The sequence below is a fragment of the Oerskovia sp. NPDC060338 genome (assembly GCF_042726295.1).
Classification (GTDB): domain Bacteria; phylum Actinomycetota; class Actinomycetes; order Actinomycetales; family Cellulomonadaceae; genus Oerskovia; species Oerskovia merdavium.
In genome coordinates this window covers 94,305-117,249 of record NZ_JBHXCQ010000009.1, presented here as the reverse complement: position 1 = coordinate 117,249, position 22,945 = coordinate 94,305, and the positions used below count along the sequence as shown (strand labels likewise).

The following is a 22,945-nucleotide window of genomic DNA, read 5'->3' as shown; positions in this document are numbered from 1 at the left end:
ACGATGACGAACGAGACCGACCCGGGGCCCGGCCCCGATCAGCAGGTATCGAACGGAGGGACTGGTCCGCTCGCCCGGGCCTCGGTCCGGGAGCCCGACGAGTCGTCGCCCGAGGTCGTCACGGCCTCGTCGACGGACGCCGCGGCCACGTCGTCCGAGAAGTCCTCCGAGAAGCCCGAGGGGAAGGCGTCCGAGCCCGCCGCGTCACCGACGGCTCCGGCGAACCCCTTCGCCGGGATCCCGGTGAGCGACTACGTGCGCGACGGCGTCGCGGCGCTCCTGCTGTTCGTCTCGTTGACCATGCCGTGGGACCTCGGGCACCGTGCGTCGGACAAGGTCGAGGTCATCCTCGTCTCGGTCCTCTCCCTGCTCTCGCTCGCCCTGCCCTACCTGGCGCGCACAGGCGTCCTGCCCACGACGTGGACCGTGCACACGACGCGCAGGGCCCGTCTCCTGGCGAACGCGCCCTACGGGCTGCTGGTCGGCGTCTACCTCGTGCTGGACCTGGTGAACGGTACGGCCGGCAACGGGTGGGGCGGTCTCGGTACCGGGCTAGCGCTCGGTCTCGCGGGGGCCGTGCTGGCTGCGCAGCCCCGCCAGGCGGAGCTCGGCCCGGTCGACCAGGACCGCGCGGTGACCCAGACCTGGGTCAAGGTCCTGATCGGTCTCGGTGCGCTCGCGGTCGTGGGTGCGGTCGTCGCGTTCGTCTTCAGCCTCACGCTCGGGCTCGGTGTCGTCGGGATCTTCGCGCGCCTGGTCGTCGCGGTGCTCGCGGTCGGGCTCGTCGGCCTGCCCGTGTGGGGAGTGCTGCGCAAGCAGGAGTCCTGGCGTCTGGTGCTCGTCGGTCTCGGGATCGCGCTCGCGGTGCTCTTCGTCCTCAACACGGGCAGCCTTCTCGTGAGCTACGAGAGCCTGCGCGGTGGACAGTTCGGTCTGCTGCTGGTCCCGGCGGTCGCAGCGGTCGCCGCCTCGCCCGCGGTCGCCCGCAGCACGACGTCGGAGTCTCCTGTCCGGACGTGGGTCGCCGTGGCGGTCAACACCCTGGACCTCGTCCTGCTCGTCGCCGCGGTGCTGACGGTCCGGGCGATCCTGTGGCTCGCGGCCGGGCTGAGCGGGGTCGTCGTGATCCTCGCGCTCGTCCTGGGGCTCCTCATGGTGGGCGTGACCCTCGTCGCGCGTCGTGCGCTCGCCCGGGACGCGGTGTCGGGCAGGACGTTGGCGCTCGGTGGTGCGGGCGTCGTGGCGGTCCTCGCCATCGTGCTCCTGATCGTCGTCGCGAACCAGTCCGGTCTGAGGATCGGGGTCGGGATCGACCTGCTGCTGCTGGCCTTCGGCCTGCCGGCCATCACGGCGTTCGCGCTCACGGTGCCCGCCGAGGTCCGCACGCACTTCGCGGAGAACCGTCCCACGTCCCTCGTCGGGGCCGACGCGGCGCCGAGCGCCTACGTGTGGCAGCCGCCGACGCCTCGTCCGGCGCGTCCCCAGCCCGTCCAGGAGCCGGTCGCCGGACCGCACGGCAGCGGGAGCCACGCGACCGGTCCCGACGGACACGGTCCGGTGGCTGGCGCGCACGAGCAGGACCCGGTCGCCCCCGTCTCGCGACCGACCTCGGCGCAGCCCGTCCAGCAGGCATCGTTCCAGGCGGCCCAGCAGCCCTACAGCCCGGCCCAGCAGCCGACGCAGCCGGTCTCCCAGGAGCCGTACCGTCCGGCACAGCCGGCACAGCCCGTCGCGCAGGAGCCCTACCGTCCTGCGCAGACCCAGCAGCCTGCGCAGCAGCCGACGCAGCCGGTCGTGCAGAACCAGCAGCCCTACAGCCCGGCCCAGCCCCAGCAGCAGCCTGTGCGCCCCGTCGAGCAGTACCAGCCGACGCAGGTGCTGCCTGCGCAGGGGGTCCAGTCCGCACGTCCCGTGCAGCCTGCCGTCCAGGAGCGCTCGGGCTACGCTGCCCGGCCGGGCTACGCGGCCCAGGCCGCTGGGGAGACCGCGGTCCTGCCGGCCTACCAGGACCCGCAGCCGGTCGGCTTCAGCGCGGCCCAGGCGCTCGACCCGTCGACGCCGCTCGAGGTCCTCGCGCAGATCGTCCAGGAGGCTCCTCACCTCAGGCCTCAGGTCGCGGCGAACCCGTCGACGTACCCGGCGCTGCTCGAGTGGCTCGGCAACCTGGGAGACCCTGCGGTCGACGCGGCGCTGCGTTCGCGCGGTCGCTGACCCGGACGGGACACGCTGAGGCGGGCCCGACGACGTCGCTCAGGCGACCCGTCGGGCCCGCCTCTCGCATGTCATCCTGCGGGACGTCCGCGAGCATCGTCCCGGACGGGGGTATGGTGACAACGTGCACCTGACGCAGCTGCTCCTCCTTCGTTGCCGCGACGAGGCCCTCTAGGCCGCAACCTCGTCGCGGTGGTTGGTGTGCCGGCTGAACAGCACCGACGAAGAGATCGCGAAGGACATGATGAGCACCACGGCGCAGACCCCCCAGACCAGCCCCCGCTCCGCACAGCAGCCGTCCGGCATGCCCGTGCACAAGTACGAGCCGTTCCACCAGCAGTTCGACGTGTCGCTGCCGGACCGGACGTGGCCGGACAAGCGCATCGAGAAGGCCCCGCGCTGGTGCGCGGTGGACCTGCGGGACGGCAACCAGGCACTGATCGAGCCCATGAACGCCGAGCGCAAGCTGAAGATGTTCCAGCTGCTCGTCGAGATGGGCTACAAGGAGATCGAGGTCGGTTTCCCGTCGGCCTCCCAGACCGACTTCGACTTCGTGCGCCTGCTCATCGAGGACGGGCACATCCCGGACGACGTCGTGATCCAGGTCCTGACCCAGTCCCGTGAGCACCTGATCGCCCGCACGTACGAGTCGCTGCGCGGTGCCAAGCAGGCGATCGTGCACCTGTACAACTCGACCTCGCGCCTGCAGCGCGACGTCGTGTTCCGCACCGACGAGGACGGCATCGTCGACATCGCGGTGGAGGGCGCCAAGCTCTGCCGCAAGTTCGAGGAGACCATCCCCGAGACGGCCGTCTTCTACGAGTACTCGCCCGAGTCGTACACGGGCACCGAGCTCGAGTTCGCGGTGCGGATCTGCAACGAGGTCATCGAGGTCTTCGAGCCGACGGCGGACCGCAAGGTCATCATCAACCTGCCCGCGACGGTCGAGATGGCCACGCCCAACGTCTACGCCGACTCGATCGAGTGGATGAACCGCCACCTCGCTCACCGCGAGAACGTAGTCCTGTCGCTGCACCCGCACAACGACCGCGGCACGGCGGTCGCGGCGGCCGAGCTGGGCTACCAGGCCGGCGCGGACCGCATCGAGGGCTGCCTGTTCGGCAACGGGGAGCGCACGGGCAACGTCTGCCTGGTGACCCTGGGCATGAACCTGTTCAGCCAGGGGATCGACCCCCAGATCGACTTCACCGACATGGACCGCGTACGCCGCACGGTCGAGTACTGCAACCAGATCGCGGTCCACGAGCGTCACCCGTACGCGGGCGACCTGGTGTTCACGGCGTTCTCGGGCTCGCACCAGGACGCGATCAAGAAGGGCCTGGACGCCATGGCCGCGCAGGCCGAGGCCGCGGGCAAGGGCGTCGACGACCTGGTCTGGGGCGTGCCGTACCTGCCGATCGACCCCAAGGACGTCGGGCGCTCGTACGAGGCCGTCATCCGGGTCAACTCGCAGTCGGGCAAGGGCGGCATCTCCTACCTGCTCAAGTCCGAGCGGCACCTGGACCTGCCGCGTCGGCTGCAGATCGAGTTCTCGCGCGTCGTCCAGGCGTTCACGGACGCGGGCGGCCAGGAGGTCACGGGCGACGACATCTGGCGGATCTTCTCGGACGAGTACCTGCCGGTCGACCCGGACTCGGGTCTCGAGCCCTGGGGCCGCCTGAAGCTGCGCGGCACCCGGGCGTCGTCGACCGAGGACGGGCCGGACACCCTGGCGGTCGACGTCCTCGACCGCGGTGACGAGCTGACGCTCGACGGCTCGGGCAACGGGCCGGTCGCGGCGTTCGTCGACGCGATCGCGCACGTCGGGGTCGAGGTGCGGGTCCTGGACTACGCCGAGCACGCTCTGTCGGAGGGCGGCGACGCCAACGCGGCGGCCTACGTCGAGTGCCAGGTGGGCGACGAGGTCCTGTGGGGCGTCGGTATCGACCCGTCGATCACCACGGCCTCGCTCAAGGCGATCGTCTCGGCCGTCAACCGCGCGGAGCGCGTCGCGGTCTGACCGCGGATCCTGTCGGCCTCCGGTGGGTGCAGAGCTCGTGCGCGACACGCCTCGCGTGTCCCGCGGGAGCTCCGCACCCTCGGGGGACGGGTCCGTGAGGGACCTGTGCACATGGGCCCACGAGCCGGGTGCGTGCACCGGGACGTGGGTGGCATGGCGGACAATAGGGGAGTGGTCCTCTACCGAGACGAAGCGATCGTGCTCCGCACCCAGAAGCTGGGCGAAGCCGACCGCATCGTCACCCTGCTGACGCGGGAGAACGGCAAGGTCCGGGCCGTGGGCAAGGGGGTGCGGCGCACGTCGTCGCGCTTCGGCGCGCGTCTCGAGCCCTTCATGTTCGTCGACGTGCAGCTGCACGTCGGACGCAGCCTCGACGTCGTGACCCAGGCGGAGACCGTGGGGCCCTACGCTCGGGCGATCTGCGAGGACTACGGCCTCTACACCGCGGGGACCGCGATGCTGGAGACCGCCGACCGCCTGGTCGAGGCTGAGAAGGAACCTGCGGTGCAGCAGTTCTGGCTGCTCGCGGGGGCCGTCCGCTCGCTCGCGGTCAATGCCCACGCTCCCGGGCTGGTCCTGGACTCCTACCTGCTGCGCGCCTTCGCGATCGCAGGGTGGGCGCCCAGCTTCACGGACTGCTCGCGCTGCGGTGAGCCCGGTCCGCACCGCTCGTTCGCGGTCGCCATGGGCGGGGCGGTGTGCGGTCGGTGCCGCCCCCCGGGGTCCACGGCCCCCGCCCCCGAGACCTTCACGCTGCTCGCCGCGCTGCTCGCGGGCGAGTGGGACGTGGCGGACGCGTCCGACGCGCGCCACCGCAAGGAAGCCAGCGGCCTCGTGGCCGCCTACAGCCAATATCACCTGGAGAGAACGTTGCGATCACTGCGGATGGTGGAACGAGACGGAGCGGTCACGCCGCGGGCCGGAGGAGAGGCCTGATGGCCCGACCGATCCAGCCGCCCCCGCCGCACCCGTCGGGGGCCGTCGCGCCCAACATCCCCGCCCGGTTCGTGCCCAACCACGTCGCGATCGTCATGGACGGCAACGGCCGCTGGGCCAACGAGCGCGGGCTGCCGCGGACCGAGGGGCACAAGGCCGGTGAGGCCGCGCTGCTGGACGTCGTGGCGGGAGCCATCGAGATCGGCGTCAAGCACGTCTCGGCCTACGCGTTCTCGACCGAGAACTGGAAGCGCTCACCCGAGGAGGTGCGCTTCCTCATGCAGTTCAACCGCGACGTGATCCGTCGTCGACGCGACGAGATGAGCAGCTGGGGCGTGCGGATGCGTTGGGCGGGGCGACGCCCGCGCCTGTGGGGCTCGGTCATCAAGGAGCTCGAGGACGCCGAGCGGATCACCGCGGGCAACGACACCTGCACCCTGACGATGTGCGTGAACTACGGCGGCCGGGCCGAGATCGCGGACGCGGCGCAGGCGATCGCACAGGAGGTCGCGGCCGGTCGTCTGGACCCCAAGAAGGTCACCGAGAAGACCGTCGCCAAGTACCTCGACGAGCCGGACCTGCCGGACGTGGACCTGTTCCTGAGGTCCTCGGGCGAGCAGCGCACGTCCAACTTCATGATCTGGCAGGCCGCGTACGCGGAGATGGTCTTCCTGCCCGAGCACTGGCCGGACGTGGACCGCCGCAGCCTGTGGCGCGCGGTCGAGGAGTACGCGAGCCGTGACCGGCGCTACGGCGGCGCGATCGACAAGTCGGCGGACCTCCCCTGACATCCTGACGTGCGGAGGAGCGCTGTCGCCGCGGGAGACGCAGGGGCTCCTCTCCCGAGGTGGCAGCCCTTCACCGAGGAACGTGTGCCCGGTGGTCGCGGCCGGCGCCCTGGTGGGGCACGTGCTGCGCGTGTCGGTACCTCTCGCTAGCCTGCCGGGTATGACACTCTCGATCGGCATGGTCACGGTGGACTCGACCGACCCGCGCCCGTTGGCGCAGTGGTGGGCGCGGCAGACAGGCGGGCGTCTCGTCGACGAGGCCGACGGCTGGTTCCTCGAGGTCGCGCCTGCGGGCGACGGCCGGGGCCCCGTGCTCGGCTTCCAGAAGGTCGAGGACCCGACGCCGGGCAAGAACAAGATCCACCTGGACCTGTCCGCGCCGGACCGCGCGGCCGAGGTCGAGCGCCTGGTCGCCGACGGCGCGGGCCTCGTGGCCGAGCACACCATCCCGGGCTACAGGTGGTCGGTGCTCACCGACCCGCAGGGCAACCAGTTCTGCCTGGGCGAGCCCGACGAGACGGCTACCGAGATCTCCTGAACCGGCCGGTTCTCCCGAGCCGACCACAGCGGGCCCCGGCCTGATCGACCGTGACGGTCGGCTTCTGTCAGTCGCGCGAGCGGTCGGCCTACGAGGGCTTCGGGTCCTGCCCGCCCGCGCCGCGGGCGGGGTCGTGCGCATCGTCCGGAGAGTCGAGCAGCAGGTCGGCCACGTCGCCGAACGGGTTGGCTCCGTGCGGGTGCGTCCCCGACGACCCCTGCACTGCAGGCTGGTCGCCCGCCGCGCCGCCGTCGACCTCGGGCGAGTCTTTCTCCCCGCCGGAGGCGTCGGCCGCCCGGGCGCGGCGTCGACGCCGCGAGGCGACGACGATCCATGCCACGAGCCCGACGACGAGCAGCACGATCACCGCCAGCCCGACCGGGCTGCGGGCCGCGAGCAGCACGGCCGTGTTGAACGTGGCGATGCCGATCGTGGTCCAGATCGCCGCCCAGATGGCGCAGCCCGGCAGCAGGGCCGCGAGGTAGCGCGAGAACCTCATGCGGGTGTAGCCCGCCGTCAGGTTGATGACGGTCTGCACGCCCACGGTGAAGAAGGACAGCGTGACGGCGATGGGGCCCCACGTGTTGATCGTGGAGATCGCGCGCTGGGCGCGCTCGCTCTCGAGGCGCCGCGACCACGACGTGTTGACGGTCCCACGGGCGACTCCGCGACCGGCCCAGTAGGTGGCCTGGGCGCGGACGAACACGATCGCGAACGCCGCGGCGTAGATGATCCAGTACGGCACGCCGTCGATCGAGAAGATCCCGGACGACTCGTCACCTGCCGCCGAGACGACCGAGGTGACAGGTCCCGTGGAGGTGAGCGACACCGTCGGGCCGGCGAGCACGTCCGCGAGCGCCCCGACGAGTGCGGGCACCGCGCTCACGCGTCCTGCTTCGCCCGGCACGCCGCGCACGTGCCGAAGAGCTCGATGGTGTGCTGGATGTCGGTGAAGCCGTGGGCTGCCCCGACCTGCGAGGCCCAGGTCTCGACGGTCGGGCCGTCGATCTCGACCGCGGTGCCGCACTCACGGCACACCAGGTGGTGGTGGTGCTCGCTGCGCTCGCACTTGCGGTACAGGCTCTCGCCGTCCTCGGTGCGCAGGACGTCGACGTACCCGCCGTCGGCCAGGGTCTGCAGCGTGCGATAGACCGTGGCCAGACCCACCGCATCGCCGCGAGCGCGCAGCAGCTCGTGGAGCTGTTGTGCGCTGCGGAAGTCGGGCAGGTCCTCGAGTGCGTCGGAGACTGCTGCCCGCTGACGGGTCATGCGCTGCATCGCTCGCCACCTTCCACGTGGACGTCGTCGGGGATGTCGGGGTGCGGGTCGTGGGACACGCGCGGCTTGCGCCGCAGGAGCACCGGCCGCAGGATCGCCACGACCGCGTACAGGGCGATCGCCAGGACGACGATCGTGGCCCCCGGGGACAGAGTCTGCCAGTACGTGACGGAGAGTCCGACCACGCAGACCACGACCCCGATGGCCATGGCCAGCGCCATGGTCCGCCGGAACGAGACCGTCACGAGCTGAGCGATCGCGACGGGCACGATCATGAGCGCGCTCACGAGCAGCAGACCCACGACCCGCATGGCCACGGTCACGGTCAGCGCCGCGATGACCGCGATCGCGATGTTGAGCGCGCGCACGGGCAGGCCCGACGCACGGGAGAACTCCTCGTCGTAGCTCACCGCGAACAGCGCGGCACGCAACCCCATCCCGACCGCGAGGATCAGTGCTCCGAGGAAGAGCGTGAGCCACAGGTCGGTGGGCGAGACGCTCGAGATCGAGCCGAACAGGTACTGCATCAGGTTGCCCGAGCTGCCGCCGGCGACCCCGATGAGCAGCACGCCACCCGCGATCCCGCCGTAGAACATCAGGGCCAGCGCGACGTCGCCGCTGGTGCGGCCGCGCTCGCGCACGAGCTCGATGACCACGGAGCCGATCACGGCCGCGACCACGGCACCGGGGATGGCCAGGGCGTCGTTGGGGACCACGCCCATGGCTCCGCCCACGAGCCAGCCGAGTGCGACACCGGTCAGGGCCACGTGCCCGATCCCGTCGCCGAGCAGGGACAGCTTGCGCTGCACGAGGTACGTCCCCATGACGGGCGCGGTCACCCCGACGAGCACGGCCGCGATCAGGGCGCGCTGCATGAAGGGGTCGGAGAGCATCCCGACGAGCTCGTCCAGGGCGTTCACGAGGCGGCTCCACGGTCGATACGGGCGGGGGTGGGGGAGTGGCGGCTGAGCGGGGCGTCGGTCAGGCCCATGTCGGTCCCGGGGGACGCACTGCGCTCGGGGTCGTCGCCGTGCGGGTGGAGGTGCTCGTGGTCGGGTCCGGCGTGCGCCGAGGTGACCCGAGGCGGGGCGCCGTCGTGGACGACCAGGCCGTGGCGCAGGACCACGCAGCGCTGGATGAGCGGCGCGAGCGCGCCCAGCTCGTGCAGGACGACGAGCACCGTCATGCCGCCGCGCGTGAGCTCGGTCAGCGTCGCGGCGAACGCTTCCTGGCTGGGCTGGTCGACGCCCGCGACGGGCTCGTCGAGGATGAGGAGCCGGGGGTCGCGGGCGAGCGCCCGGGCGATGAGGACGCGCTGCTGCTGGCCGCCCGAGAGCTCGTGCACGGCGCTCTGCGCGCGGTCGGCGAGGCCGACGCGGTCCAGGGCCTCGCGGGCCGTCGCGCGCCAGCCGCGGGGCAGCCGGACGCGTCGGCCGTGAAGGAGGCCCGACGCGACGACCTCCTCGGCCGTCGAGGGCACGCCGGCCTGCGCCGAGACGCGCTGGGGGACGTAGCCGAGCTCGGCCCACGGGACCTGGGGGCCCAGGTCGGCGCCCAGGAGGCGTACGTGGCCCGCCGCGAGCGGCACGATGCCCACGAGGGACTTCACGAGCGTCGACTTGCCCGAGCCGTTCGCGCCCAGCAGGGCGACGACCTCGCCGCGCTCGACCGTGAGGTCGACGCCGCGCAGGATGTCGCTGTTGCCGAGGGTCACGTGGATCCCACGGCCCTCGATCGCCGGTGGGGTCAGGGGTGAGGCGCTCATGCGCAGGTCAGGCCGGTGCGCAGCGCCTCCAGGTTGTTCCGCATGACGTCAAGGTAGTCGCTGCCGGTGTCGCTCAGGCCCTCGAGCGGGTCGAGGACCGCGGCCTGCACCCCGACGTCCTGGGCCAGGGTCTGGGTCACCTTGGGGCTCGTGAGGGTCTCGAAGAAGATCGTCGTGATGCCGTGGTCGCGGATGATGTCGGCGACCTCGCGCAGGCGGGCGGGCGACGGCTCGGCCTCGGGGTCGATCCCGGTGATGCCGATCTGCTCCAGGCCGTAGCGCTCCGCGAGGTACCCGAACGCCTCGTGCGAGGTCACGAGGTAGGGGCTCGCGCAGCTCGCGAGGCCCTCGGAGTACTCGGCGTCGAGTGCGTTCAGGTCGTCCGTGAGGTCGGCCAGGTTGGCCGCGTACTCGTCCGCGCCGTCGGGGTCGATCGCGGTGAGCTCGGCCGCGACCTGCTCGGCGACCGGGACCAGTCGTGTCGGGTCGAGCCAGAAGTGGGGGTCGAGGCCGCCCTCCGACGAGTGGTCGTGCCCGTCGTCGGCCCCCTCCTCGTCGGCGTGCTCGTCGGCCGTGCCCTCGCTGCCCTCGCTGCTCTCGCTCGCGTCGGCGGACGCCTCGCCCGGGTGCGCCTCGAGGCCTGCGGCCTCGGACGCGTCGACCACGTGAGCCGGCTGACGGCCCTCGACGGCCTCGTCGACGGCCGCCTGGAAGCCGGACTGGTAGACGACGAGGTCGGCCGTGCCGACCGTGCGTGCCTGGGCGGGCGAGAGCTCCAGGTCGTGGGGCTCGGCCGCGGGCGGGGTGAGGTTGGAGACCTCGACGCGGTCACCGCCCACGCGCTCGGCGACGAACTGCAGGGGATAGAACGACGCGAGCACCTCGACGGAGCCGTCGCCCCCGGACCCGCCGCCGCCCGACGTCCCTCCGGAGCCGCAGGCCGCCAGGGTGAGCGTGGTCGCGAGGGCGACGGAGCTGACGAGGGCGGCACGGTGCGATCGGGAGAGGAGTGGCATGGCTCCATGTTCGTTGATATTGATAACGGATGTCAACAAGAGGTGGTGTGGCCTGGGTGACACCGCACCCAGCGTGATGCGACCGTCCGACGGCGCCTGCGCCGTCGGGCCTGCGGGTCACCCCGGACTCACCTCGCCAGGAAAGACCGAGTAGCCTGGGACGTTGGCGCCCACGGACCCTCGCCCGCCTCGTCGCGGCGACCGGGGCGCCTGTCCTGCACCGTCCCGCACGAAGCCACGTGCGGGGTACACACGATTTCCTGGAGTGATCGCCCGTGGCCACTGCGCCCTCTCGACTCGATGCCGTCGTCTCCCTCGCCAAGCGGCGCGGGTTCGTCTTCCCCTCGGGCGAGATCTACGGCGGTACCCGGTCCGCCTGGGACTACGGGCCGCTCGGCACGGAGCTCAAGGAGAACATCAAGAAGCAGTGGTGGCGCACCATGGTCACGAGCCGTGACGACGTGGTGGGCCTCGACTCCTCGGTGATCCTCCCGCGCGAGGTCTGGGTCGCCTCGGGCCACGTCGGCGTCTTCACCGACCCGCTGACCGAGTGTCTCTCGTGCCACAAGCGGTTCCGCGAGGACCAGATGATCGAGGAGTTCGAGGAGAAGAAGGGCCGCGCCCCCGAGGGCGGCCTCGCCGAGATCGCCTGCCCCAACTGCGGCACGCGCGGCCAGTGGACCGAGCCCCGCGACTTCAACATGATGCTCAAGACGTACCTCGGCCCGGTCGAGGACGAGTCCGGGATGCACTACCTGCGCCCCGAGACCGCGCAGGGCATCTTCGTGAACTTCCAGAACGTCGTGGGCGCGGCACGCAAGAAGCCGCCGTTCGGCATCGGCCAGATCGGCAAGTCGTTCCGCAACGAGATCACGCCCGGGAACTTCATCTTCCGCACGCGCGAGTTCGAGCAGATGGAGATGGAGTTCTTCGTCGAGCCCGGGACGGACGAGGAGTGGCACCAGTACTGGATCGACCTGCGCACCAACTGGTACGTCGACCTCGGCATCTCGCGCGACAACCTGCGTCTCTACGAGCACCCCAAGGAGAAGCTGTCGCACTACTCGACCCGCACGGTCGACATCGAGTACCGCTTCGGCTTCAAGGGGTCCGAGTGGGGCGAGCTCGAGGGCGTCGCGAACCGCACCGACTTCGACCTCAAGACCCACTCGGAGCACTCCGGCAAGGACCTCACGTACCGTGACCCGGTCACGAACGAGAAGTACGTCCCGTACGTGATCGAGCCCGCCGCGGGCCTGACGCGCTCGCTCATGGCGTTCCTCGTCGAGTCGTACCACGAGGAGGAGGCACCCAACGCGAAGGGCGGCACCGACGTCCGCACGGTGCTCCGCCTCGACCCGCGCCTCGCGCCCGTCAAGGCCGCCGTGCTGCCGCTGAGCCGCAACGAGCAGCTCTCGCCCAAGGCGCGCGACCTGGCCGCCGAGCTCCGCAAGTACTGGAACGTCGACTTCGACGACGCGGGCGCGATCGGTCGTCGCTACCGCCGCCAGGACGAGATCGGCACGCCGTTCTGCATCACGGTCGACTTCGACACGCTCGAGGACCAGGCCGTGACGATCCGTCACCGCGACTCCATGGAGCAGGAGCGCGTCGCGCTCGACCAGGTGACCGCCTACCTGGCGGCCCGCCTGCTCGGCGCCTAGCACGCCCGCCCTCCGGGGCGTGAGGGCCGCCGTCCACCCGTGGACGGCGGCCCTTTTCGTCTGCCGGGGGGATGGTGGGAGAATGGCCCGGTGACCCTCCCCACCCTTTCCGACGCCTCGCGCGCGCCCGAGACCCCGGCACCCGCAACCGGACACGTGCTGCCGCCCCTGCGGATCGGGCCCCACGTCGTCGAGACCCCCGTGGTCCTGGCCCCCATGGCGGGCGTGACCAACGCGGCCTTCCGCCGGCTGTGCCGCGAGCACGGTGCCGGGCTGTACGTCGCCGAGATGGTGACCAGCCGGGCGCTCGTCGAGCGCAACGAGGAGTCGCTGCGGATCGTCACGTTCGAGGACGACGAGACGACGCGCTCGGCCCAGGTCTACGGCGTCGACCCGGCCACGGTCGGGGCCGCGGTCAGGATCATCGCGGGCGAGGACCGGGCGGACCACGTCGACCTCAACTTCGGGTGCCCGGTGCCCAAGGTGACGCGCAAGGGCGGCGGCTCGGCGCTGCCGTGGAAGCGGGACCTGTTCACGTCGATCGTCCGAGCAGCGGTCAAGGCTGCCGAGCCGTACGGCGTGCCCGTGACGATCAAGATGCGCAAGGGCATCGACGCGGACCACCTGACGTACCTCGAGGCCGGGCTCATCGCCCAGGCCGAGGGCGTCGCGGCCGTCGCGCTGCACGCCCGGACCGCGGCCGACTACTACAGCGGCACCGCGGACTGGTCGGCCATCGCGCGCCTCAAGGAGACCGTGACCGACATCCCGGTGCTCGGCAACGGTGACATCTGGTCGGCCGAGGACGCCGTGCGCATGGTGCGTGAGACGGGCTGCGACGGCGTCGTCGTCGGGCGCGGGTGCCAGGGGCGCCCGTGGCTCTTCGCCGACCTGGCGGCGGCCTTCGCGGGCTCGGACGCACGCGTGACGCCAGGGCTGCGCGAGGTCGCGGAGACCATCTACCGCCACGGCGAGCTCATGATCGAGTACTTCGGGGGCGACGAGGGCAAGGGCATGCGTGACCTGCGCAAGCACATGGCCTGGTACCTCAAGGGGTACGCCGTGGGCGGTGAGGCCCGGCAAGGGCTCGCGATGGTCTCCACGCTCGAGGAGCTGCGCGGCAAGCTCGACGCGCTCGACCTCGACCAGCCGTACCCGGGCGAGGCCGCAGAAGGCCAGCGCGGTCGTGCGGGCTCGCCCAAGAAGCCGCACCTGCCCTACGGGTGGCTGGACTCGCGCGAGCTCTCCGAGGAGTTCGAGGAGAAGCTGCGCGAGGCCGAGCTGAGCGTCTCCGGGGGCTGAGGCCTGCCCGCCCGACGACGACGGCCCGGTGCCGGAGGATCTCCTCCGGCACCGGGCCGTCGTCGTACGCGTGGGCTCGTCGAGCGCCCTGGGCTGTCGGGCCGCTCGCGCGGCCCGACAGCCCACCCAGGGGCTAGCAGGAGCCGCAGGTCACGCGCGGAACCACACCGTGGTGTCCGAGGGCACGCGCACCTGGGGGTCGACGCTGCGGTCGGAGAACGTGGGGCCGCTCTCGACCAGCACCTGTGCACCGCGCGGCAGGACGACGGGCTCGGAACCCAGGTTCGCCAGGACGACCACGTCGCCGTTGCGGAACGCGATGACGTCCGAGGAGTCCGCGTAGGCGTCGAGCCAGGCGAGCGAGCCCGCCCCGAGGCGCTCGGCCTTGCGGATCTCGAGCGCAGCCTTGTACATCTCGAACGTCGAGCCCGCCACGCCGTACTGGGCGTCGGCCGCGAGGGCCTTGTACGACTCGGGCTGGGGGAGCCAGGTCTTGTCCGTCGCGCCGAAACCGAGGCCAGGTGCCTCCGCGGACCAGGGGAGCGGCACGCGGCAGCCGTCACGGCCGGCCTCGGCGCCCTCGGTGCGGAAGAACGCGGGGTCCTCGCGGACGTCGTTCGGCAGCGACGTGTGCTCGGGCAGCCCGAGCTCCTCGCCCTGGTACAGGTACGAGCTGCCCGGCAGGCCGAGCATGAGCAGGCTCGCGGCGCGGGCGCGGCGCAGGCCGAGCTCCTCGTCGGGCTGGGGCTCGTGCGCGAAGATCCCGTTCGGACGCAGACCGGGCTCGGCCAGGCCGAGGCGCGAGGGGTGACGCACCACGTCGTGGTTGGACAGCACCCAGGTGGTGGGCGCGCCGACCTCGTCGGAGGCGTGCAGCGACGCGGCGACGACGGCGCGCAGGGGCGCGGCTTCCCAGGCCGTGGTCAGGAACGAGAAGTTGAAGGCCTGGTGCATCTCGTCCGGGCGCACGTAGCGGGCCAGGCGCGAGAGCGGCTCGACCCAGGCCTCGGCCACGAGGGCACGGTCGCCGTCGTACTCGGCCAGGACCTTGTGCCAGGCGCGGTAGATGTCGTGCACGCCCTCCTGGTCGAACATGGGGCCAGAGTTGCCGGCACCCGTGGAGCCGTCCTCGGGCGCGCCCGCGTCGGTGCCGTCGACCATCGAGACCGAGCCGTCCCAGTCGGGCAGCCCGTCCTGCTTGACCATGCCGTGCGCGACGTCGATGCGGAAGCCGTCGACGCCCTTGTCGAGCCAGAAGCGCAGGACGTCCTCGAACTCGGCGCGGACCTCGGGGTTGTTCCAGTCGAGGTCGGGCTGGGTCGAGTCGAACATGTGCAGGTACCACTGACCCGGGACCTCGCCCTCGGCACCGGTCACGACGTGCGCGCCGGCGCCTGCGGTCACGCGGGTCCATGCCGGTCCGCCGAAGATCGACTGCCAGTTGTTGGGGGGCAGCTCGCCGTTCTCGCCCTTGCCCTCGCGGAACAGGTAGCGGGCGCGCTCGGGCGAGCCCTCGGGCGCGGCGAGCGCCTCCTGGAACCAGGCGTGCTGGTCCGAGGTGTGGTTCGGGACGACGTCGACGATGACGCGGATGCCCATCTCGTGGGCGGCGGCGAGCATCTCGTCGAAGTCGGCGAGCGTGCCGAACAGCGGGTCCACGTCGCGGTAGTCGGAGACGTCGTAGCCGGCGTCCTTCTGGGGCGAGCGGTAGAACGGCGAGAGCCAGACCGCGTCGATCCCCAGCGCCTTGAGGTGCGGCAGGCGGGCGGTCACGCCGGGCAGGTCGCCGATCCCGTCGCCGTTCCCGTCGGCGAAGGAGCGCGGGTACACCTGGTAGATGACCGCGTCGCGCCACCACTCGCCCGGGCCCTCGTGGGCCGCTTGGACGAGCCGGGTGGCGGTCGGTGCAGGTGCGGAGTCGACCTCGGCAGCCGGGATCGAATCGATACGAGACATGGAGTACAGGTCCTCACTGTGTGCGGGGTGTGGCGTGGTGGAGCTCGTTCTGGGGATGGCGATCGACGGACCGGGGCGCCAGGTGCTGCGAGGCGGTCCGTGCGGAGAACCGGGCGTGTCGTTGCCCGGAGGATCACCGGTACGGGGATCGTGGGCGCGACCGCTGAAGGAGGCTGGCCCGACGAGCCGTCGTCCGAGTGTAAGCGCTTACGGCTGGGGGTTGTCGAGTCGGTGGCTCGGTGCCGCGCCGGTCGAGCCGCGCACGATGAGCTCGGGCTGGAACAGCAGCTCGGAACGCGGAGCGCGGTCGCCCGAGATCTCGGTGAGCAGGGCGCTGATCGCCGCCTGTCCCATCGCGGCCACAGGCTGGCGCACCGTGGTCAGGGGTGGGTCGGTGAAGGCGATGAGCGGCGAGTCGTCGTAGCCGACGACCGACACGTCCTCCGGGACGCGCAGGCCCCGTGCGCGTGCTGCCCGGATGGCGCCGAGCGCCATGAGGTCCGAGCCGCAGACGATCGCGGTGTGCCCCGAGTCGATGAGCTCGCCGGCCGCGGCCTGCCCGCCCTCGACCGTGAAGAGGGTCACGACGATGTGCTCGTCCGCCTCAGCGACGTCCGAGACCAGCCCGTGGCGCACGAGCGCGTCGGCGAAGCCGGCGAGCTTGCGCTGCGCGGGGACGAACCGGCCGGGCCCGATCGCGAGGCCGATCCTGCGGTGGCCGAGCGACTCGAGGTGACGCACCGAGAGCTCGACGCTCGCGACGTCGTCGGGAGAGACGAACGGGGCGTCCACGCCCGGCGCGTAGCCGTTGACCAGGACGATCGGCATGCCGCGGCTGCGCAGGCGCTCGTAGCGGTCGTGGCTCGCCTGCGTGTCGGCGTGCAGGCCGGAGATGAAGACGATGCCGTCGACCGCGTGGTCGAGGAGCATCTCCACGTACTCGTCCTCGGTGGTGCCCCCCGGCGACTGCGTGCACAGTAGGGGGGTGTACCCGTGCTCGGAGAGCAACGACTCGATGATCTGCGCGAAGGCGGGGAAGACCGGGTTCGTCAGCTCCGGGACGATCAGACCGACGAGGCCGGCCGACCGGTTGCGGAGCTTCTCGGGGCGTTCGTAGCCGAGAAGGTCCAGCGCGGCGAGCACCGCTTGGCGCGTCTCGCTGGCGACACCGGCCTTCCCGTTCAGGACGCGCGAGACCGTCGCAGTACTGACGCCGGCTTGTTCGGCGAGATCTGTGAGACGGGTACGCACGTGGGGCAGTGTAGGTGACACCGGACCTCCTCGTCCTGGTTGCTCGCCGGTCGGATGGTTCTCGACGGGCGACTGTGTGCGACGAGACTGTTTCGCCGTTGTGTGTAAAGCGTTGCATGAAAGTTACCGCAAGCGCTTGCACGATGGCTACCCGACGTCGTACGGTCGTCCACATCAGGGCCAAGGGAGGCAGGTTCGCCACCCTCGGCTGACATCTCGATTGCTTGGAGTGACTCAGATGCGACGGAGCATCCTTCTAGCCGCAGCGCTCGGCACCACGCTGGCGCTCACTGCCTGCTCCGGCGGCGGCAGCGGAGACGACGAGACCACCGCGGGGTCCGGCGAGTCGACCGGCTCGACCGGTGCGCTGACGGTCTGGGTCGACGAGACCCGCCAGGCTGCGGTCACCGACGCCGCGAAGGCCTTCGAGGCCGAGAACGGCACCAAGGTGGACGTCGTCCTCAAGAACTTCGACGACATCCGCGCGGACTTCCTCGCGCAGGTCCCGACCGGCAAGGGCCCCGACATCACCGTCGGCGCGCACGACTGGCTCGGCGAGTTCACGACCAACGGTGTCGTCGCGCCCCTCGAGCTGGGTGACAAGGCGTCGGAGTTCGAGAAGGTCTCTATCGAGGCCTTCACGCAGGACGGCCAGGTCTACGGCCTGCCCTACGCGATCGAGAACATCGCGCTCATCCGCAACACCGCGCTCGCCCCCGCGGCCCCCGCCACGTGGGACGAGGCCATCGCCGCAGGGCAGGCCGCCGGGACCAAGTTCCCGATCCTCGTGCAGTCGGACGGCGCCAAGGGCGACCCGTACACGCACTATCCCTTCCAGACGTCGTTCGGTGCCCCGGTGTTCTCGCAGAACGCTGACGGCTCCTACACCTCCGAGCTCGCCATGGGCGGCCCCGAGGGCCAGGCGTTCGCGACGTGGCTCGGTGCGCAGGGTGCCGCAGGCAACCTCAGCCAGGACACGACGTACGACATCGCGGTCGAGGCCTTCAAGAACGGCGAGTCGCCCTTCATCGTGGGTGGCCCGTGGATGATCGAGTCCTTCGAGGGCCTGGACCTCTCGATCGACCCGGTCCCCAGCGCAGGTGGCCAGCCCGCTCAGCCGTTCGTGGGTGTGCAGGGCTTCTACCTGAGCAACCAGAGCAAGAACGCTCTCGTCGCCAACGACTTCCTCGTCAACTTCCTCTCGACCGAGGAGGCCCAGACGGCCCTCTACAAGGCGGGCAACCGTTCGCCGGCGCTCACCGTCTCGGCTGACAAGGCCGCTGCCGAGGACCCGATCATCGCCGGCTTCCGCGCCGTCGGTGCCGACGCCGTCCCGATGCCCTCGATCCCCGAGATGGCTTCCGTGTGGAGCTTCTGGGGCGTGACCGAGGCCGCCATCGTCGGTGGCGCAGACCCGATCCCCACCTGGGACAAGATGATCGCCGACATCCAGGCAGCGATCGGTTCCTGATCACCTGACCTCGTGGCCGTGGCGCCTGGCGCCACGGCCACGAGCCGTCGGCGCGGACCGCACCAGCGGTGCTGCGCCAGCCCCATGACGCGGGCCGTACCCCCGTGTCGCACGACTACGGAGGCTCGATGTCCGCCCCACAGATCACGCCCACCGACAGCGAAGTCGGCGCTCCGGAGGACTCCGGGCCGCCCCTGGGACCCCGCGCACAGCGCCCCCGTCGGGACCGTGACGGTTCGCACGCCCGGAACTACAGCCCCGGGTTCTTCGTCAAGCTCGCACTCATGGCCGTCATCGACGCGCTCGGTGTGTACGTGGTCTGGTCCGCGTGGAGCGCAGAGTCGTACGGGATCCTCGCGGCGATGCTGGCCATGCTCGTCGCCGCCAACTGGGTCTACTTCTCCAAGCGGGCGCTGCCGCTCAAGTACATCCTCCCTGGCCTGCTGTTCCTGCTGGCCTACCAGATCTTCGTCGTGGCCTACACGGGCTACATCGCCTTCACGAACTACGGCACGGGCCACAACACGACCAAGGAGCAGGCGGTCGAGGCGCTGCTCGTGCAGAACGAGCGCCGCGTCGAGGGCTCCGAGTCCGCGCCGCTCACGGTGCTCGTGGACGGCGACGAGCTCGCCTTCGCGATCGTCACCCCGGACGGGGACGTCGAGGTCGGCACGGCCGAGCAGCCCCTCACGGTGGTCGACGGCGCCGAGGTCGTGGGCGGCCGTGCGGCCGACGTCCCGGGCTACGAGGTCCTCGAGCGCGGTCAGGTGCTCCAGCGCCAGGAGGAGGTCACGAACCTCCGCGTTCCGGTGTCCGACGACCCCGAGGACGGGTCGATCCGCACACCCGACGCCATGACCGGCTACGTCTACACCTCGACGCTCGAGTGGGACGCCGCGAGCGACACCATGACGGACACGACCACCGGGACCGTGTACACGCCCAACGACGACGGGCAGTTCGAGGCCGAGGACGGCACGACCCTGGCCGTGGGCTGGCGCGTCGCGGTCGGGTTCGACAACTTCGTCACCGCGTTCTCGGACGGGCGCTATGCGCAGCCGTTCGTCAAGATCCTCGCCTGGACGTTCGTCTTCGCGATCGGGTCCGTGGCGACCACGTTCCTGCTCGGTCTCTTCCTGGCGATCACGTTCAACGACGTGCGCATGCGAGGTCGCAAGATCTACCGCGTGCTCATGATCCTGCCGTACGCGATCCCGGGATTCCTCGCGGCCCTGCTGTGGTCCGGCCTGCTCAACACACGGTTCGGCTTCATCAACGAGGTCATCTTCGGGGGAGCGGAGATCCCGTGGCTCACGGACCCGGTCCTCGCGAAGTTCTCGGTCCTGTTCGTGAACCTGTGGCTCGGTTTCCCGTACATGTTCCTCATCTGCACGGGCGCGCTGCAGTCGCTGCCGTCGGACGTGATGGAGGCCGCGAAGATCGACGGGGCCGGGCGCTGGCGCACGTGGCGCTCGGTCACGCTGCCGCTGCTCCTCATCTCGACGGCCCCGCTGCTGATCTCGTCGTTCGCGTTCAACTTCAACAACTTCACGCTCATCTACATGCTCACCGGGGGTGGTCCACGGTTCGCGGACGCCTCGGTGCCGCTCGGCCACACGGACATCCTGATCTCGATGGTCTACCAGATCTCCGGCGTCGACGGCTCGGCCCCCAAGAACTTCGGGCTCGCGAGCGCGTTGTCGATCGTCATCTTCGTGATCGTCGGCACCATCTCGGCCCTGGCGTTCCGGAGCACCCGCAAGTTCGAGGAGATCAACTGACATGGCGACCACCTCTGTCTCCCCTTCCGTCGGCTCGTCCTCGGGCACCCCGTCCGGTTCGGGCGTAGGCCGTCAGCGCATGAAGCCCGGCCGCTGGTTCAGCGAGCTCGGCTGGCGCCACCTCGTGGGCGTCGTCGCGGTCGTGTTCGCGGCGTTCCCGCTGGTCTACGTCCTGTCGGCCTCGCTCTCGGAGAACGGCACGCTGACCGGCTCGAACACCCTCTTCAGCGACGTGAGCACCGCGAACTACGCGCAGCTGAGCGAGTCGCTGTTCTGGACGTGGATGCTCAACACGCTCGTGATCGCCGTGGTGACCTCGATCGGCACGGTCCTCATGGGGGCCGCGGCAGCCTACGCGTTCTCGCGCTTCCGCTTCGCGGGGCGTCGCGCCGGCCTGACCTCGCTGCTCATCATCCAGATGTTCCCGCAGATGCTCGCGTTCATCGCGATCTTCCTGCTGCTGCTGAGCCTCGGCGACGTGGTCCCGGCCCTGGGCCTGGACAGCAAGCTGTCGCTGATCTGCGTCTACCTCGGTGGCGCGCTGGGCGTGAACACGTTCCTGATGTACGGGTTCTTCAACACGGTCCCGCGCGAGCTCGACGAGGCGGCCAAGCTCGACGGCGCCACACACGCGCAGATCTACTGGACGATCATCCTGCGCCTGGTCGCCCCGATCCTCGCGGTGGTCGCGCTGCTGTCCTTCATCAGCACGTACGGCGAGTTCATCATCGCCCGCATCGTCCTGACGTCGGAGTCCAACTGGACGCTCGCAGTGGGCCTGTACGGCTGGGTCTCCTCGCTGCGCGAGGCGAACTGGGGCCTGTTCACGGCCGGTGCCGTAGTCTCGGCGCTGCCGGTGCTGGCACTGTTCCTCTACCTGCAGAAGTACATCGTGGGCGGTCTGACGGCCGGTTCGGTCAAGGGCTGAGCGTGAGCGCCTCCCTGCCCGACGACGTCACGGCCGCCGGGTCGCTCGCCTCGCCTCGCGAGGCGGTCGCCCTGACCGCGCACCACGACGGTTCCGAGGTCTACGTCCCCGAGGGCACGCCCGCCCTCGGGGACGTGGTCCCCGTCCGGGTCCGCGTGCCCCGGGCGCCCGGCGGTCCCGCCGCCCAGGTCCGGTCCGTGTGGCTGCGGACGGTCCGTGACGGTGAGCCCCGCCTGTCCCAGGCCCGGCTCGATCGGGAGGACGAGCACGAGTCCTGGTACGTCGCCGACGTCCTGGTCCACAACCCGGTCACGAGCTATCGCTTCTTCCTGGACGTCCCGGGCGGGTACCAGTGGCTCAACGGTCGCGGGGTCTTCGACCGCGACGTGCCGGACGCCGCGGACTTCCGTCTCACGGTGCACCCGCCGGCGCCGTCCTGGATGGGCGACGGCGTCGTCTACCAGGTCTTCCCGGACCGGTTCGCACGCTCGGCCGAGGCGGACGACCGGCCGGTCCCGGACTGGGCCCAGCCCGCGGACTGGGACGACGAGCCCCTCGCGGGCGGCCCCGGTGTCGGGACGCAGTACTACGGCGGTGACCTGCGTGGCATCGAGGAGCACCTCGACCACCTCCAGGCGCTCGGGGTGGGGACGGTCTACCTGACCCCGGTCTTCCCCGGACGCTCCAACCACCGCTACGACGCGAGCACGTTCGACCACGTCGACCCGCTCCTGGGCGGCGACGAGGCCTACGCCTCGCTCTCGCGCGCGGTGCACGCGCGCGGCATGCGCCTGCTCGGCGACCTGACGACCAACCACACGGGCGCGGGCCACGAGTGGTTCGAGCGTGCGCACGCCGACGCGTCGAGCGCGGAGCGTGACTGGTTCTACTGGACGCCGGGCGAGCCCGGCTACGTGGGCTGGCTCGAGCACGCGTCGTTGCCCAAGCTCAACTACGGCTCGCCCACGCTCGGGGCGAGGATGATCGACGGGCCGGGATCCGTCGTCGGGCGCTACCTGGGGGAGCCCTTCTCCCTCGACGGCTGGCGCATCGACGTCGCCAACATGACGGGTCGCTACGCCGACGAGGACCGCACGCTCGAGATCGCGCGTCGCATCCGGGCCACCATGACCGAGATCAACCCGGACTCGGTCCTGGTCAGCGAGCACTTCCACGACGCGTCGCTCGACCTGGCCGGTGACGGCTGGCACGCCAACATGAACTACTCGGCGTTCACGCGTCCGATCTGGACGTGGCTCGCCCCGCACGACTCGACCGTCCCGTTCCTCGGGCTGCCCGTCACGACCCCGCGGCGCGGTGGTCGCAGCATGGTCGAGACCATGCGCGACTTCGACGCCGTGCTGCCGTGGGCCGTGACGTCGCGCCAGTGGAACATGCTCGGATCGCACGACACCCCTCGCCTGCGCTCGATCGTGGGCTCGGCCGAGATGGTCGAGGTCGCCGCGACGCTCCTGCTGACCTACCCCGGTACGCCTGTGATGTTCGCGGGCGACGAGGTGGGCCTCACGGGAACCAACGGCGAGCACGCGCGCGTGCCCATGCCGTGGGGCCGCTCCGAGCGCTGGGACAGCGACACGTTCGAGGTCTACCGGCGACTGGTCGCGATGCGCCGGGCGAGCCGTGCGCTGCGTGAGGGCGGTCTGCGCTGGCTCCTGGTCGACGACGACGCCGTCGCGTACCTGCGCGAGACGACCGACGAGCGCGTGCTCGTGGTCGTCGCGCGCGACGCGTGGGCCGGTGCGCGCCTGCCCCGGCACCTGCTCGCAGGCTCCGAGCCCGAGAAGCTGTACGGCGGGCTGGGCCTCGAGGTCACGGCCGACGGCCTGGACCTGGGCGGGGACGGACCGGGAGTCGGGGTCTGGCGGATCGGCTGAGCCGGCCCGCACGCGGGACCTCCACCGAGAAGTGAGCAGATGCCCCTGATCCGCACGGATCAGGGGCATCTGCTCAAAAAAACGCCCCGGGGCGGCGCCCCCAACCCGCCCCGACCCCGAGAAAAGGTTGGGAACCGGGCCCACA

At 71.0% G+C, this 22,945-nt stretch carries 18 protein-coding genes; 11 read left to right on the top strand and 7 right to left on the bottom strand.

Annotated elements, in window-relative coordinates:
* Positions 1-3 precede the first annotated feature (3 nt).
* The 5 genes from ACFWGN_RS12560 (at position 4) to ACFWGN_RS12540 (ending at position 6,493) form a co-directional block, all read left to right on the top strand.
* Positions 4-2,211 carry a hypothetical protein gene (locus tag ACFWGN_RS12560; protein ID WP_377617184.1) on the top strand — a complete coding sequence of 736 codons (2,208 nt, stop codon included), beginning with the start codon at positions 4-6 and terminating at the stop codon, positions 2,209-2,211.
* A 244-nt stretch (positions 2,212-2,455) separates the two neighbouring features.
* Complete coding sequence (gene leuA, locus ACFWGN_RS12555; RefSeq protein ID WP_369800591.1) at positions 2,456-4,231, top strand: 2-isopropylmalate synthase; 1,776 nt, start codon at positions 2,456-2,458, stop codon at positions 4,229-4,231.
* Between the two features lie 171 nt (positions 4,232-4,402).
* Positions 4,403-5,167, top strand: coding sequence for a DNA repair protein RecO (gene recO / locus ACFWGN_RS12550; protein ID WP_191800929.1), 765 nt, complete (start codon positions 4,403-4,405; stop codon positions 5,165-5,167).
* Positions 5,167-5,955, top strand: coding sequence for an isoprenyl transferase (locus ACFWGN_RS12545; RefSeq protein WP_377617182.1), 789 nt, complete (start codon positions 5,167-5,169; stop codon positions 5,953-5,955). The genes recO and ACFWGN_RS12545 overlap by 1 nt, the downstream gene beginning before the upstream one ends.
* 160 nt (positions 5,956-6,115) lie before the next feature.
* Positions 6,116-6,493: a VOC family protein gene (locus tag ACFWGN_RS12540; protein WP_377617180.1), complete on the top strand. Its 378-nt coding sequence runs from the start codon at positions 6,116-6,118 to the stop codon at positions 6,491-6,493.
* Between the two features lie 88 nt (positions 6,494-6,581).
* Here the strand turns inward: ACFWGN_RS12540 and ACFWGN_RS12535 are convergent, their stop codons facing one another.
* Genes ACFWGN_RS12535 through ACFWGN_RS12515 form a run of 5 tightly spaced genes read right to left on the bottom strand, consistent with a single transcriptional unit; the run spans position 6,582 to position 10,552 of the window.
* Positions 6,582-7,379 (bottom strand): DedA family protein, encoded by a 798-nt coding sequence (locus tag ACFWGN_RS12535; protein ID WP_377617179.1) that lies wholly within the window; start codon positions 7,377-7,379, stop codon positions 6,582-6,584.
* Positions 7,376-7,771 carry a Fur family transcriptional regulator gene (locus tag ACFWGN_RS12530; RefSeq protein WP_191800923.1) on the bottom strand — a complete coding sequence of 132 codons (396 nt, stop codon included), beginning with the start codon at positions 7,769-7,771 and terminating at the stop codon, positions 7,376-7,378. Before ACFWGN_RS12530 ends, ACFWGN_RS12535 begins: the two co-directional genes overlap by 4 nt.
* Positions 7,759-8,691: a metal ABC transporter permease gene (locus tag ACFWGN_RS12525; protein WP_377617177.1), complete on the bottom strand. Its 933-nt coding sequence runs from the start codon at positions 8,689-8,691 to the stop codon at positions 7,759-7,761. Before ACFWGN_RS12525 ends, ACFWGN_RS12530 begins: the two co-directional genes overlap by 13 nt.
* The gene (locus tag ACFWGN_RS12520; RefSeq protein ID WP_377617175.1) at positions 8,688-9,536 is read right to left on the bottom strand and encodes a metal ABC transporter ATP-binding protein; all 849 of its coding nucleotides are present in this window, start codon (positions 9,534-9,536) and stop codon (positions 8,688-8,690) included. The genes ACFWGN_RS12525 and ACFWGN_RS12520 overlap by 4 nt, the downstream gene beginning before the upstream one ends.
* Positions 9,533-10,552 carry a metal ABC transporter substrate-binding protein gene (locus ACFWGN_RS12515; RefSeq protein ID WP_377617173.1) on the bottom strand — a complete coding sequence of 340 codons (1,020 nt, stop codon included), beginning with the start codon at positions 10,550-10,552 and terminating at the stop codon, positions 9,533-9,535. The genes ACFWGN_RS12520 and ACFWGN_RS12515 overlap by 4 nt, the downstream gene beginning before the upstream one ends.
* Positions 10,553-10,827: 275 nt before the next feature.
* On the opposite strand from ACFWGN_RS12515, the gene ACFWGN_RS12510 reads away from it, so the two are divergent.
* On the top strand, positions 10,828-12,216 hold the full coding sequence (locus tag ACFWGN_RS12510) for a glycine--tRNA ligase (protein WP_191800918.1): 1,389 nt from the start codon (positions 10,828-10,830) through the stop codon (positions 12,214-12,216).
* Positions 12,217-12,306: 90 nt separating this feature from the next.
* Positions 12,307-13,518, top strand: coding sequence for a tRNA dihydrouridine synthase DusB (dusB, locus tag ACFWGN_RS12505; protein ID WP_377617171.1), 1,212 nt, complete (start codon positions 12,307-12,309; stop codon positions 13,516-13,518).
* A 150-nt stretch (positions 13,519-13,668) separates the two neighbouring features.
* Here dusB and ACFWGN_RS12500 read toward each other — a convergent pair whose 3' ends face one another.
* A complete protein-coding gene (locus ACFWGN_RS12500; RefSeq protein WP_377617169.1) occupies positions 13,669-15,474 on the bottom strand; it encodes a glycoside hydrolase family 13 protein in 1,806 nt (601 codons plus the stop codon).
* A gap of 207 nt (positions 15,475-15,681) precedes the next feature.
* A complete protein-coding gene (locus ACFWGN_RS12495; protein ID WP_318244355.1) occupies positions 15,682-16,725 on the bottom strand; it encodes a LacI family DNA-binding transcriptional regulator in 1,044 nt (347 codons plus the stop codon).
* Positions 16,726-16,963: 238 nt separating this feature from the next.
* On the opposite strand from ACFWGN_RS12495, the gene ACFWGN_RS12490 reads away from it, so the two are divergent.
* From ACFWGN_RS12490 to ACFWGN_RS12475, 4 genes are all read left to right on the top strand, one after another.
* Positions 16,964-18,196, top strand: a complete 1,233-nt coding sequence (locus ACFWGN_RS12490) for an extracellular solute-binding protein (RefSeq protein WP_377617167.1) — start codon at positions 16,964-16,966, stop codon at positions 18,194-18,196.
* Between the two features lie 128 nt (positions 18,197-18,324).
* Entirely contained in the window at positions 18,325-19,977 is a 1,653-nt protein-coding gene (locus tag ACFWGN_RS12485) for an ABC transporter permease subunit (RefSeq protein WP_377617165.1), read from the top strand.
* Between the two features lies 1 nt (position 19,978).
* Complete coding sequence (locus tag ACFWGN_RS12480) at positions 19,979-20,905, top strand: sugar ABC transporter permease (protein ID WP_377617164.1); 927 nt, start codon at positions 19,979-19,981, stop codon at positions 20,903-20,905.
* A 71-nt stretch (positions 20,906-20,976) separates the two neighbouring features.
* Positions 20,977-22,800 (top strand): glycoside hydrolase family 13 protein, encoded by a 1,824-nt coding sequence (locus ACFWGN_RS12475; RefSeq protein ID WP_377617323.1) that lies wholly within the window; start codon positions 20,977-20,979, stop codon positions 22,798-22,800.
* Positions 22,801-22,945 lie beyond the last annotated feature (145 nt).

Bases quoted from the DNA above. Each gene is read 5' to 3' on its own strand.
- ACFWGN_RS12560 (WP_377617184.1), top strand. From the start codon at position 4: ATGACGAACGAGACCGACCCGGGGCCCGGCCCCGATCAGCAGGTATCG.
- leuA (WP_369800591.1), top strand. From the start codon at position 2,456: ATGAGCACCACGGCGCAGACCCCCCAGACCAGCCCCCGCTCCGCACAG.
- ACFWGN_RS12545 (WP_377617182.1), top strand. From the start codon at position 5,167: ATGGCCCGACCGATCCAGCCGCCCCCGCCGCACCCGTCGGGGGCCGTC.
- ACFWGN_RS12540 (WP_377617180.1), top strand. From the start codon at position 6,116: ATGACACTCTCGATCGGCATGGTCACGGTGGACTCGACCGACCCGCGC.
- ACFWGN_RS12530 (WP_191800923.1), bottom strand. From the start codon at position 7,771: ATGCAGCGCATGACCCGTCAGCGGGCAGCAGTCTCCGACGCACTCGAG.
- ACFWGN_RS12520 (WP_377617175.1), bottom strand. From the start codon at position 9,536: ATGAGCGCCTCACCCCTGACCCCACCGGCGATCGAGGGCCGTGGGATC.
- ACFWGN_RS12515 (WP_377617173.1), bottom strand. From the start codon at position 10,552: ATGCCACTCCTCTCCCGATCGCACCGTGCCGCCCTCGTCAGCTCCGTC.
- ACFWGN_RS12500 (WP_377617169.1), bottom strand. From the start codon at position 15,474: ATGTCTCGTATCGATTCGATCCCGGCTGCCGAGGTCGACTCCGCACCT.
- ACFWGN_RS12490 (WP_377617167.1), top strand. From the start codon at position 16,964: ATGCGACGGAGCATCCTTCTAGCCGCAGCGCTCGGCACCACGCTGGCG.
- ACFWGN_RS12485 (WP_377617165.1), top strand. From the start codon at position 18,325: ATGTCCGCCCCACAGATCACGCCCACCGACAGCGAAGTCGGCGCTCCG.
- ACFWGN_RS12480 (WP_377617164.1), top strand. From the start codon at position 19,979: ATGGCGACCACCTCTGTCTCCCCTTCCGTCGGCTCGTCCTCGGGCACC.